Consider the following 12649-nt stretch of genomic DNA (forward strand, 5'->3'; position numbering starts at 1 on the left):
GTGATCAAGAGACAGGCGAATTCGCTGCCTTTGTATTTGGTTGGATGTTTTCGAGCAAAGCTATCCGATTAAAAGCCCAAGCCTTAGAATGGACCTAACTCAATCATTTGAGCAATCACGACTGAAATCAGAGCGCCCACCGACCAGAACAAGAATAGCGGTAAGAAGAAACGCACCCACTTACCATAAGGGACTTTCGCAATCGCCAGTACCGCCAGCAAGCCACCGTTGGTTGGATAAATGTAATTCGAGATACCATCACCCAATTGAGACGCCAACGCAGCAACTTGACGAGTCACTTCACCAATATCTGCCAGTGGAATGATAATTGGCATAGTAATCACCGCTTGACCACTGCCCGACGGGATAAACAGGTTGATCGCAGCTTGTGAGAAGTAGATACCTGCCGCCGCAACAAGCTTAGAGCTGCCAGAAATGATCTGCGCAAGATAGTAGATAATCGAATCGACAATCTTCGCGTCTTCCATGATGGTCAACACCGAACGCGCAAAGAAGATGATCAACACAGCAACTAATACATCGCTGACACCTTTAGTCCAATATTCACAAATCTTGTTAGGAGACAATCCTGCCACCAAGCCAGGAATGATCGCCATTGCCACAAACGCACCTGCGATCTCAGTAAAGCCAAAGCCCATCGTCAACGTGCCGAAGATCATGTATGCGAATACGCCCAAGAACGCGATGCCCGCAAGCTTTTCACGTGTGGTCAGTGTTTTCGCTTCAACATTTGATTCATAGTGGTAACCCGTGCCGTGTAACAAGCCTTTGGTCGGATCTTGCTTAACTTTGCGCGCGTAGTTAAGCACATACCATGCACCCGTTAACAACATGAACATACCAACAATAAAGCGGTACCACATGCCTGAATACATAGGCAGTTCAGCGATAGTGTGTGCAATACCCGTAAAGAATGGGTTAGCCAAAGCGGCCGCGAAACCGGCACAACTTGCCAGTAAAACAACGCCAAGTGCCGTAATCGCGTCATAGCCAAGCTTGATACAGATCGGGATCATCAAAGAGATGAAAATGACATCAAGTTCACGCATACCGGTGAAGGTAACGTTGAAGAAGATCGCCGTCATGATCACAGGCGCAATCACGTATAAGCCTTGCTTCTTTAGCTTAGTAGTTAGTGCAACAACGGATGCGTCTAACAGACCCATGTGTTTGATAATGCCAAAAGCACCACCCACAAATACCACAACGCCCATCACGCCAGAAGCGGATTTGAAGCCTTTAAAAAATGATTCGAAAAAAGAGGCTAATGTTGTTGGGTTGCTGGTCAATTGTGTGTAGCTGTCTGGGTCGATAACCGTGCGGCCATTCATGACCACTCGCTCGAATTCACCAGCAGGGATGAAGTAAGTTGCAATTGCAGCAACGATCACCATGATAACCAAAGAGAGAAACGGGTGGTTTACTTCTTTCTCTGTGGGCGCTGCGTTAGCAGCTTGAGATGTAGGTACAGATGTAGATACCGTAGTCGTCATATAGACTCCTTATTTGTCAGCAACTAAGGTTCACTTAGCCGCCGGAGGGATTTTTGGAAAAACGAAACCCTTCACGCAGAACATAGTTCACGCTAACTAGGCTGTTTCTAAAAGGCCTTTGATAGATGGTGCTCTCAAATGTACATAGTGAAGTAGTGAGAACTACTCTCTTTGCGTCCGAGCAAAATGCAGATGTTCGGCCAAGTCAGGCCAAACTGAATGAGGTCATTACAAGCAGATAAACAGAAAAAGACTGTTTGGGTAATGCGTTTTTTATCAATTACAAAGACAAGCGGCGCATACTAGCATAACGAGTCATTAATTGTCAGAAAAGTGTGAGTTTCGTCATGCTTTGGTGAGCAAAAGAAAAGCGCCCACTAATAAGTAAGGCGCTTTTCTGCAATCGAATCGAGTTACTTAGGTGCTAATTCGTAGTTTTCTTGCATCTCATGAGGGGCAATCCCGTACTCATAATCCGCTAAGTAGCCATCCTTATAGACCTTCATTCCCTTCTCATCCCAGCTCACTTTGATCATCGCCGTGTTGCCATCTTCACTGCCTAACAGCTCCAGCATTTCTGCATCAATCTTAATGGCTTTGATGGTTTTAATACGCTTAAACGGCTTAAATTCAGTGGCCGAGAATACGATGGCCGAGCGATAACGCTTAAGCTTGAGTCCAATCGCAAAGATTCTCGATTGTTGCTCAAACTGCAACATATTGATCTAGGCTCAATTGATGAGTCTCGCATTTCAGAACTTGTGCGATTCAAAGTCGAAACGCCGGTTCGCTATGAAGGTGACATTAATTATTGGCGTCAGGGCGTCGAATTTCCTGTCGATCAACTGGCATCCAATAAAGAAGTCGATATTCGAGCACGCATTACCATACCCGAGTCTCAACTCACAGCAGGAGAGTTTCACTTCAATATGGAGTGGGCAGTTGAGTGTCTATAAATTAGTAACTTAAGCTGAGTTTTTAATCAAAGAAGAAAAAGTGAGTGAGCTGGAAAGAAAATCAATGGAGTGACAAGTTCGGAATTATAAAACCGATAAAGAGAGATTCACTGGGAATTCGCTGTAGGTTAGCGCAAATTATCAAGGATGGAGTTTTTTTGAACATGTCTTTAAAACACGAAACATAATATGCGATCAGTTCATCGGACTTTCAAGGGAGTAACAAGAGAATATTTGATAACACTGAAGTCAATCACACATGTGCTAATTCTCAGTTGGTTAATCTATGCGATGTTTGCTACGTTTAAATGACACAGTCATTGGAAAGGTATGATTTATGAAAATAAATGTTCAAACACATCATGTATCAATTAACGACGAGTCACGCAAAGACATCGAAGGTAAATTCGAGAAGATATCTAACCATTTCCCATCACTGATCAGTTGCGACATCATCATTACTAAAGAACACGGTCAACATCAGGTTGAAGTATTCACCAACTACGAAGGTGTACGAGTAACAGCAAAATCGACAGACGATGTTATGTACCCAGCTATCGCTGCAGCACTTAAGAAACTTGAAGCGGGCCTAAGTAACCGTAAGGGACAATTGAAAGCCGACCTACACGAGAAACCAACAAGCACGAAGCCAGAGATTGCTTCGGACATCATCCAAGAGATGAAATTGGTATAAATCGATAAGTAGTTAAAGCGAAATAACGAATAGACACTTATTAAGAATTTCAAAGCCAGCACATGTTGCTGGCTTTTTCGATCTTAAAGCCAAGCAAACCTTCCCTTCTTTACCGTCTCTCGAATTCAGCTCAACCCCACATCATTATTAACGCCCTTAAGTTCTTAGCAGCTATAACAATCACTTGTGGTATTTGATACAGTTATAAGCAGAAATTTAGACCACAACGGAATGTTTATTATGAAGAAAATCGCGTTGATACTTTTCCTTGCTACTCAATTAATGGCTTGTACCGAGGTTGGCAGTGAAGCTTGGTGTGCGGATATGAAAGAAAAGCCTAAAGGTGACTGGACGGCTAATGAAGCGGGCGATTTTGCTAAACACTGTATTTTCTAATCACGTTAGCTTCTAATTCTACATTGGGCTGAATTAATACGCTCTGTGTAAAACAATCCATGGAATAAGTGAGTTTTAATGGAACACCAACTAGACAACAACTGGAAGCACATCGAATGGGTATTAACCGACGTCGATGACACGCTCACTTGGCAAGGTTCACTCCCTCCAGAAACCCTGATTGTGTTACAAAAGCTGAGAGACAATGGAATCAAAGTGGTCGCTGTAACGGGAGCCTGTGCTGGTTGGTGTGACCATATTGCGCAGCTCTGGCCTGTCGATGCCGTGCTTGGAGAAAACGGCGCCTTCTTACTAGAGAAGCAAGATGATGCATTACAACTCTCATCTGAAACACCGCTAGAACAAGTGCGTAAGAACCAAGCTAAGCTAAAACAAGAAGTTGAAGCGATCTAGTTGAGTTACCCCGACCTATCGCTAACTTTGGATCAATCTTACCGCTTGTGTGAGGTCGCGATTGATATCGGCCAAAACCGTAAGCCTGTTGATCCTGAAACTGTTCAAGCGGTACTCGAAAGAATACACGCTTTAGGCGCACACGCGACGGCAAGTTCGATTCATATCAACGCTTGGTACGGCGAACACTCAAAGAAAAACGCCGTGCACCGTTTCCTGGCTAATAAAGGCTTATCGCTTGAGCAAATCCACAATCAAGCCTGCTATGTCGGCGATTCAATGAATGATCAGCAGATGTTCGAATCACTTCCACTTACCGTTGGCGTGGCAAACATTCAACATTATTGGGATAAGCTAGAGCACCATCCAAGCAGGGTCATGTCGCAGCCTGGTGGCTATGGGTTTGCAGAATTTGTGGATGCGCTGCTGAGGCTTAAAAGTGAAGTAATTTAGATAATCGCTCAGACTTTGAAGCAAAAATCGCACAAGTTTTCACTCATACGATTTCATTCATGTCATGTCCATCGATTAAACGGGCTCAACGAACTTAGAGAATAATCATCCCATCTCGATAAGTCAGTGATGGTGCTACATCTTGACCAAGTAAGACTGGGCCATCGAGGTCGACGATTTCAGATTGAACGGCGATAGGCAGAGCTGCACGCATCGCCAGCGATGTACCGAGCATACAACCCGACATCAGCGTAAATCCTAGCCTTTGAGCTTCTTCAGCAAGTACCAATGCTTCGGTCAAACCACCTGTTTTATCGAGCTTGATGTTGACCATTTCATATTTGCCTAACAAAGATGAAAGTTGCGAAGTGGTATGACAGCTTTCATCAGCACACAGTGGTATCGGGTGCTTGATGTGCGCCAATGAGGCATCGTGCTGTTGGGGTAACGGCTGCTCGATCATCGCAATATCAAATTCTACCAGTTGATTGAACAACTCTTCGAGATTCAATCCTGTCCACGCTTCATTCGCATCCAATACAATTTGAACATCTGCCGCAGCTTCTCGTACCGCGCGAACACGCTCTACCACCTGCTCGCCGTCAAGCTTCACTTTCAGAAGTTTCGCACCATTCGCGACATAGTCTCGAGTCTGAGTCGCCATGGCTTCTGGCGTGCCAATCGAGACTGTCATTGCAGTCACGATTTGAGCAGGCAACTCAAACAAGCTATTCGGAAACGTCTGGTCGTTCTGCTGAGCTTCAAAATCCCAAAGCGCACAATCGACCGCATTGCGCGCTGCCCCTCCGGTCAATAAAGACTGAAGATGATCTCTTAGCTCTGCCGGATCAGTAACGCCTCGTTCAAACATAGCTTCAAGTGCGCTAGACGCTTGTTGGATTTGCGCTAACACAGACTCCGATGACTCGCCGTATCGTGGGTAAGGCGTGCATTCGCCCTGAGCTCGTTTGCCACCATGTTCAATGTAAACACGAACAACGTGACACTCAGTTCGACTGCCACGAGAGATGCGAAAAGGCGTTTGCATCGCGATAATAATGGGTTCAGCTGTAATCTTCATAATTTCACTCGGTTAATGTTCACTTTAACAAATGGAAACGTAGAAATGATGAAGTCGTTAAAGTGAATGTCGCAAATGATCAGTAATGTGTTGTACACCAAAGCGCACTGGGTCCGTCACTGGCACTTGATAGAGTGTGGTCCATTCTTGGCACAATGTCTCAGCCTCTTCAATGCTAATCGCCGACGTGTTCAAGCAGATACCCACCAGCTTCGCGTCTGGATTAGTCAGTCGCGCCGCTTGCAAGTTGGCTTCAATCGTCTGTTCTATGCTTGGTAATTTAGCATGAGGAAGGTTACGAATATGTGGTCGCCCAACTTCATGACACAGCACTAAGGCATCAGCTTGTGCGCCATGTAAAAGACCCAAACTCACGCCTGCAAACGAAGGGTTGAACAAAGAGCCTTGCCCTTCAATGATGTCCCAATCGTGGTCGGTAAAATCAGGGCTAATCGCTTCAACTGCGCCAGAAATAAAATCCGCAACCACCGCATCAATCGAAATACCGCTGCCTTCAATCAAAATACCTGTCTGCCCTGTCGCTTTAAACTGAGCGGATGTTCCCGCTTGTTTAAGCGACTTTTCAATCGCTAATGCCGAGAACATTTTGCCTACTGAGCAATCAGTTCCGACAGTAAGCAGGCGCTTACCTTGACGAAGCTTACCGTTACCAACATTAAGAACACCGTCAAAATGGCGTACATCATGAAGCTTAGTCAATCCTTGTTGCTGCATGTCAGCAAGCGGTGAAAATTCACTCAATCGTTGGTGCATGCCAGATGCAATCTCATATCCCATTTCTGCAGCGGCCATAATGGTTGACTGCCAAGAATCAGGAATAACACCACCCGGATTTGCGGTACCAATCACTAGCGTCTTCGCGCCCTGCGCTTGCGCCTCTTGCAGGGTCATATCCGTTAAGCCCAGTGAAACGGTATCACCCGTTAAACGCAGTTGACCTAGGCAGATTTCTGGTCGCCATTGATGAATACCGCGAGCTGTTTTTGCAGCGAGTGGGTCAGTAACATCCCCAAGAAAAAGAAGGTAAGGTTGAGCGATCGACATGAGTATTCCTAATTAATAAGCCCTTGTATGGGTTTACTTTAATTAAGAATTTCGAAGCTGCCGAATGCCTATTTATGGCGAGCCTATAACCTTAAGTTATAGGGTGAGTATGGATTTTCAATGAAGCGATAAATTGCTTAACGGAAATCGACTGAGGGGTGTGCTCTGCGCAAAGCATCGATACCGAAAATTGGATGTCTGGTTGAAGCGGCAACACACAGACCGCATCGTCATTTTGATATTGCTCTGCCGTCCACGGATCAACAATCGCAAACCCCGCTTGGTGCTTGACCAGTTCCGCAGCGGCGCTATACCCACGTACAGATATCGGGTGGTGATAATGCTGCTCACGTGCAATAAGGCGTTGATGTAACAGGAGGCCTAATGGATCGCGGCTATCGAGCCCGATGATTGGCAGCGGATAATTGATCAGATCATCTAACGTTAATTCCGCGGGGAAATGATCAACCGTATTGGAAGGAACCAAAACCTTTAGTGATTCGGTTAATAGCGTTTCACTTAATATCGCAGGCGGTGCTTCATCGCCAAACGCGATAGCAATATCAAGCTCATGCTTTAATAACCCAGCGCACAGTTCATCACGGTTTGCTGTCAGCAACTCAAAAGAGAGATCTTGCTTACTGCCATTTTGCTCGCGAGACATTTGGGCGATTACCGGAGTCAGTAATTTAGTCGCTAAAATCGGCGGCGCACCAATGCGTAAATGCTGATGGCCTTGCTTCACTTTGTTGGTCAGAGATCGAAATTGCCCCAATTGCTGATACACCTTTTCCGCTTCTGGCAGTAAGGTTTTTGCCTCAACCGTTGGCACCAACCGCCCTTTAACTCGTTCGAATAAGCCAAACCCAAGTTGTTGCTCCGTGTGCGCCAAAATACGGGTCACGTTTGGTTGCGACACATGCAAGCTGCGCGCGGCTCCAGATACGGTTCCGGTCTGCATAATGGCGTAAAAGACTTCCAATTGTCTTAGGTTCACATTGATGTCCTTATGGTTCGCGAAACAAATCTAGGGTTTGGCTTTTCTTGTATTAGCTAAGCTGTTTATCGGTCTAGCTAGCGTTTTGCGTGAGTCTATTTTAGTAGCTCAGCTATCGTAGGTTGAAGTATCTCAGCCCAAGTTTGATAAGCCTTCGCATTCAAATGCAGATCATCACACGAGTACTTGTTCGACAACAGCTTGTTAGGCGACAATACTGAATTCACATCTAAGAACGCAATGCCTTGCTGTGTACAGTACTCGCTTAGCTTGCTATTGAGCAGTTCAACCGACGGATTTAAACCTTGCAGTTTAGAGCCAACATAAAGCGTTGATTGCACCAATATGCGAATCTCATTTTCTTGCCACACCTTAAGCATATCAATGTAGTTCTGGTAGATATGGTCGACATCATAACCCTGAGCTAAATCGTTTATCCCTGCCATAAAACACACCAGCTTTGGCTTCACATTCAACGTGGTATCAATACGGCGCAACATGCCAGTTGTGGTGTCACCCGCTAAGCCACGGTTGACCATCGAAACATCGCGAAAGATATCCGCCCACGGGGCCCATTCGGTGATCGAATCACCAAACATGACTAGGTCTGCACTTGGGGAAAAATGGCGATGGTTATCTGATGTCATGATGTAACGACTCATACTGTGGCCTCGTTGCTGAATCTCAGACTGAAGAGCGACTGCCTTGAGGATCTCGCTATCTGGCGTGGCGCTATCAAATTGAGCTAGCAATCCTTCGATATGAGGCTTAAAAGGGCTAAGACGAGTACTCAGTTGATGATGTTCTTTAAGGGAAGATAACCTCTCTAGTAATGCATACAAAGAGCAGTTTTGACCAACTTCTTGGAATAACTGATAGAGATCGAGGACAGAGTGTTGCTGTAGCGCGGCAAGTAATTGCTTGTCTTCCATGGTGTTATCTAACCCTTCAATTATCTGATGATGAACTCAAGATAATATCCGATTGCGTACGGGATAGATAACACTAGAAGCAGAGAATTACTTTTCTTTGATCAGCAGGTGATTACGGTTATCGCGGCTTTTCTTAATCAGCTCGTTGCTCTCATCCATTTCATCTGACTTAGCAAGGCGATCATAAAGCAGCACATTCACTGTCGCTGCCAAGTTCATGCAGCCAACCGTTGGTACGTACACAACATGATCGGCTCTGTCGGCGACATCTTGAGAAATAGAGCCGTCTTCAGGGCCAAAGATATAGATGGCATTTTCTGGGTGTTTAAAACGCGGCAGTGGTGTTGCACCCTCAGCGAGTTCTACACAAACAATTTTCGTTTCTGAATCAAGGTTATCCAAAAACGACTCGACACCCGTTAGTGGGATAGTACGCGCAGCACTCTTGGTATCGGTATGAAATTTAGCGGCTTTTTCGTAGCGTTGCCCTGTGTATTTAACTTCGTCGACTTGGTAACAACCAGCCGCGCGCATAACAGCACCAACGTTTGTCGGGCTCTTTGGGTTAGTTAAACCAATAGTCACATGGCTTTTGTTCATGAATCTTTCTCACTTAACGAATAGACATAGCAGGGTGCTACAAAGCGTCGCATTCTACCAAAGCAGCGCCAAATTCAAAAGCATCGTAACAAACCGCTCTTTTTATCATTAAGCCCCTAGTTGCAAGGCTTCTAACGTCAAAAACCTAACCGCCATCATGTTTATAAAACAAAAATATTTCTGGATAACAATTCAACAACAAGTCCATTTACATTTTAAAACCACATTAATAATGTGTTGAAAATTGCATGAGATAATCACACAGGAAGCGTGACATGACCCTAACCATCAAAAACCGCCTTTATATTCTCTCTTTCATTCCGTTGCTACTAATGGCAATTGGCATGATGAGCGTGACGTATATGAAGAGCACCGAGCTAACCGCACAGCAAGTTGAATCGACGCGTAGCAATATGATGGCGATGAAAGAAAAGGAACTCAAAGCGTATCTACAAATGGCCTACTCTTCGATCAGCCCATTTTTGGATAGAGGTGCAACATTAGAAGAAGCCTTACCAACATTAAGAACACTCGAATATGGCGAATCTGGCTACATCTTTGGCTACGACTCTAAAGGCGTTCGAGTGGTTGTTGGACAAAACAACGATGGTATTGGTAACAACTACTACGACCTGCAAGACAAAAAAGGCAACTACCTGATTCGTGACTTGATCAAGAACTCAAAGCTTGGTGAATTCACCACCTACTACTTTCCAAAACTTGGTCAATCCGAAGCCCTACCGAAACTGAGCTACTCGATATTCGTTCCCCAGTGGGACTTGATGCTAGGTACAGGCTTCTATACTGACGACATCGATGCGGTCATCGCAGAGATGAAAGAGAGCTCAAATGCTGCACTACAAAGCTCACTGACTGCCATCGCTATTTTCTGTGGATTAATCGCCCTTGTGGTTGCCGTGTTTGCAGTAGCAGTTAACCGAACAATTATGAAGCCACTTGAGCAGTTTGACCGTTCAATCAGCGCATTCGCGAGTGGCGAAGCTGACTTAACCGCTCGAATGGAAACCTTCAAAGCGCCAGAGTTCACTAAACTGAGCGAGAACTTCAATGCCTTTGTAGCAAGCCTGCAAACCATCATTCGCAGCGTAAGTGATGTGGGTCAGCAAGTAGTAGCCGAGACATCTAGCATGTCTTCGCGCGCTGCGCAGGTTGACGAAATTGCCACAGGGCAACGTGAAGAGACAGAACAAGTTGCAACGGCGATGACGGAGATGACCACAACGGCGCAAGAAATCTCAAGCAACGCAAGTCAAGCGGCCGATTCAGCGAAACTTGCAGAGGGCAACGCAAAAGAAGCGCAGCAAATAGTGAACGCAGCTGCCGATTCGGTTGCAGGCCTGGCGAGCGAAGTATCAGAAGCCAACACCGTGGTGTCTCGTTTAGAGGGCGATGTGCAGAATATCTCCTCTTCGTTGGCGGTAATTCAAGACATTGCAGAGCAAACCAATCTACTCGCATTGAATGCAGCAATTGAAGCAGCCCGAGCAGGTGAACAAGGTCGTGGGTTCGCAGTTGTTGCGGATGAGGTTCGTAAGCTTGCAAGCCGAACTCAAGAGAGCACGGGCGACATTCACAAGATGATTGAGCAGCTCAAAGCCGCTTCAGACGCCGCGGTAAAAGCAATGGATTCAAGCCAAAACCGTAGTGCTCAAACGGTGGAAGAAGCAAACGCTGCTGCCGCGGCGCTGGCGAAAATCCAAGAGTCAATCGATACCATCATGGACATGAACTCGCTTATTGCGACAGCCACTGAACAGCAAAATATTGTAGGACAAGAAATATCTCAACGCATCGTGGTGATTTCTGACCAAAGCTCACAATCGGCAGAACTCGCGAATCAAAACCGTACAGGTAGCCAAAACCTCAACAGTCGTGCAAATGAGCTGTATCACTTGGTGGATCGCTTCACCGTCTAATACATTTTCGGTCTAGTAAGCCGTAATCAAACGATAATTAATCCTAAAACACGTCGGGCTTCAGAATCTCTATTCTGAAGCCCGTTTTTATCGGTGGAGGTTTTAAGCCATACACTAATCCAATTGCTCAGAAAGGAAGTCCACCAGCAGGCGAACCTTTGAAGATAAGTTGCGGTTCTGAGGATAAAGCGCCCAGATCCCTTCTTTGTCATCTCGATAATCGGACAGCACCTCAACCAACTCACCAGAATCAAGGTCTTCACTCACATAGTATTCAGGCAACTGCACCAAGCCAATGCTCTGCTTAGCTGCGTCTAACAAGGCTAAACCACTGTTGCACTTAATGCGTCCGTTAACACGAACTGAGCGAGGGCGTCTATTTTCTTTGAAACGCCAATGTTCAAATCCACCGACTAAACATTGGTGATTATTTAATTCTGATAATGTATGCGGCTCGCCATAACGTTCAATATATTCAGGGCTTGCACATACATAAAGTTGGCGTTGAGACAGCCTCTTTGCCACAAGGCTTGAGTCTTCCAAGCGGCCAAGACGAATCGCAACATCAACACCCGAATCGATAAGATCGAGCTTTTGATTGGTCAGCATCAGCTCAAGCTCTACTTGCGGGTGAAGCTTTAAGAATTGATGCAGTATTGGGGCGAGTTGGCGCTCACCATAAGTCACAGGCGCGGTGACTTTCAGTAAGCCTTTGGGTGTGGATTGCATCTGCGTGACCGCAAGCTCAGCAATTTCTAAACCTTCGACCAACAACTTACATTGTTGGTAATAGAGTTGCCCAGCCTCTGTAAGAGACACCTTTCGAGTCGTTCGATTGAGCAGTTTCACTGCGAGTCGTTCTTCGAGGTTTGCTACTCTACGACTGATTTGAGCCACCGACGTAGCGAGCTTCTGCGCCGCACCAGTAAAGCTTTCACGCTCTGCCACTGCAACAAACTCACTTACCCCTTCCCAATTGGCCATGCCTTTACCTTATGCTGAACTTTGGTTACCCATACAGTGTATTGAAGTTAGATATCAGTGTCACCTTGCTTGGTATGCGCTGTGCATTAATCTTCGGCACCTATAGTCATTCCCTTACAGAACCATATTTTTGTCCTAACATTAACCTCATCCCCTATTGCTAGGGTGAGAATCTCTAAAACACTGGTACAACAAAGTAAGGTATCCCTTTGAAGAAGTTAATCATACTTGCATCAACTCTTGTACTCAGCACCACTGCGTTTGCAGCAACTAAAACAACAATTCAAGAAACAACGCTAAAATCTGATACATTTGTTACTGAAGCGGAAGCATACGATGCAGGCACCAACCTTATGGATGAGTTAAGCGCAAAAACACCTTTTGAGCTTTCAAGAGAACTGCCACAGTTCCAACAGACAACCAAATACGATTCGTTCAAGATTGATGACGCGAATATGGAAGTGAAGAAAATCACTAACATGAGCGGTGACATTCATTACCAAGCGAACGTAAAAGTTGACTACCGTTACACATACAAAGACGGTCGCAGCAGCTAACACCGAATGATTGATCAGGTCTAAAAACTGATCACCTAGTCAAAAGACTGATCACCTAGTCAAAAAGAA

12 protein-coding genes and 2 pseudogenes are annotated in these 12649 nt (G+C 45.5%); 6 read left to right on the plus strand and 8 right to left on the minus strand.

The window, feature by feature from the left end:
* Window positions 1-83: 83 nt before the first annotated feature.
* Window positions 84-1514, minus strand: a complete 1431-nt coding sequence (locus AB4507_RS14435) for a YfcC family protein (RefSeq protein WP_372164537.1) — start codon at window positions 1512-1514, stop codon at window positions 84-86.
* Between the two features lie 413 nt (window positions 1515-1927).
* A pseudogene (locus AB4507_RS14440) lies at window positions 1928-2155 on the minus strand (hypothetical protein); the annotation flags it as partial.
* Window positions 2156-2212: 57 nt separating this feature from the next.
* Between AB4507_RS14440 and AB4507_RS14445 the strand changes: the two are divergent.
* From AB4507_RS14445 to AB4507_RS14460, 4 genes and pseudogenes are all read left to right on the plus strand, one after another.
* Window positions 2213-2470 carry a hypothetical protein gene (locus tag AB4507_RS14445; protein WP_229648214.1) on the plus strand — a complete coding sequence of 86 codons (258 nt, stop codon included), beginning with the start codon at window positions 2213-2215 and terminating at the stop codon, window positions 2468-2470.
* A 337-nt stretch (window positions 2471-2807) separates the two neighbouring features.
* Complete coding sequence (gene hpf, locus AB4507_RS14450; protein WP_017061680.1) at window positions 2808-3164, plus strand: ribosome hibernation-promoting factor, HPF/YfiA family; 357 nt, start codon at window positions 2808-2810, stop codon at window positions 3162-3164.
* Between the two features lie 240 nt (window positions 3165-3404).
* Window positions 3405-3560 carry a DUF3012 domain-containing protein gene (locus AB4507_RS14455; RefSeq protein WP_017061679.1) on the plus strand — a complete coding sequence of 52 codons (156 nt, stop codon included), beginning with the start codon at window positions 3405-3407 and terminating at the stop codon, window positions 3558-3560.
* A 78-nt stretch (window positions 3561-3638) separates the two neighbouring features.
* A pseudogene (locus AB4507_RS14460) lies at window positions 3639-4427 on the plus strand (HAD-IIB family hydrolase).
* 94 nt (window positions 4428-4521) lie between these two features.
* Here the strand turns inward: AB4507_RS14460 and dgcA are convergent.
* The 5 genes from dgcA to AB4507_RS14485 all read right to left on the minus strand — a co-directional run bounded on the left by dgcA (window position 4522) and on the right by AB4507_RS14485 (window position 9102).
* A complete protein-coding gene (gene dgcA, locus AB4507_RS14465) occupies window positions 4522-5508 on the minus strand; it encodes an N-acetyl-D-Glu racemase DgcA (RefSeq protein WP_372174317.1) in 987 nt (328 codons plus the stop codon).
* A 57-nt stretch (window positions 5509-5565) separates the two neighbouring features.
* Window positions 5566-6573 carry an N-acetyltransferase DgcN gene (gene dgcN / locus AB4507_RS14470; protein ID WP_017061677.1) on the minus strand — a complete coding sequence of 336 codons (1008 nt, stop codon included), beginning with the start codon at window positions 6571-6573 and terminating at the stop codon, window positions 5566-5568.
* Window positions 6574-6664: 91 nt separating this feature from the next.
* Window positions 6665-7570 (minus strand): LysR family transcriptional regulator, encoded by a 906-nt coding sequence (locus AB4507_RS14475; RefSeq protein WP_102320893.1) that lies wholly within the window; start codon window positions 7568-7570, stop codon window positions 6665-6667.
* Between the two features lie 95 nt (window positions 7571-7665).
* Window positions 7666-8502 (minus strand): SGNH/GDSL hydrolase family protein, encoded by an 837-nt coding sequence (locus tag AB4507_RS14480; RefSeq protein WP_017069800.1) that lies wholly within the window; start codon window positions 8500-8502, stop codon window positions 7666-7668.
* A gap of 87 nt (window positions 8503-8589) precedes the next feature.
* Window positions 8590-9102, minus strand: coding sequence for an RNA methyltransferase (locus AB4507_RS14485; RefSeq protein WP_017111519.1), 513 nt, complete (start codon window positions 9100-9102; stop codon window positions 8590-8592).
* Window positions 9103-9377: 275 nt separating this feature from the next.
* Between AB4507_RS14485 and AB4507_RS14490 the strand changes: the two genes are divergently transcribed.
* On the plus strand, window positions 9378-11039 hold the full coding sequence (locus AB4507_RS14490; protein WP_372182866.1) for a methyl-accepting chemotaxis protein: 1662 nt from the start codon (window positions 9378-9380) through the stop codon (window positions 11037-11039).
* Between the two features lie 114 nt (window positions 11040-11153).
* Here AB4507_RS14490 and AB4507_RS14495 read toward each other — a convergent pair whose 3' ends face one another.
* Complete coding sequence (locus AB4507_RS14495) at window positions 11154-12023, minus strand: LysR family transcriptional regulator (RefSeq protein WP_017064933.1); 870 nt, start codon at window positions 12021-12023, stop codon at window positions 11154-11156.
* 209 nt (window positions 12024-12232) lie between these two features.
* Here AB4507_RS14495 and AB4507_RS14500 point away from each other — a divergent pair, with 209 nt between their 5' ends.
* A complete protein-coding gene (locus AB4507_RS14500; protein WP_017076504.1) occupies window positions 12233-12580 on the plus strand; it encodes a DUF3316 domain-containing protein in 348 nt (115 codons plus the stop codon).
* The last annotated feature ends 69 nt before the right edge of the window (window positions 12581-12649 follow it).

The organism is Vibrio sp. 10N.222.54.A3 (assembly GCF_041474095.1).
Taxonomy (GTDB): domain Bacteria; phylum Pseudomonadota; class Gammaproteobacteria; order Enterobacterales; family Vibrionaceae; genus Vibrio; species Vibrio crassostreae_C.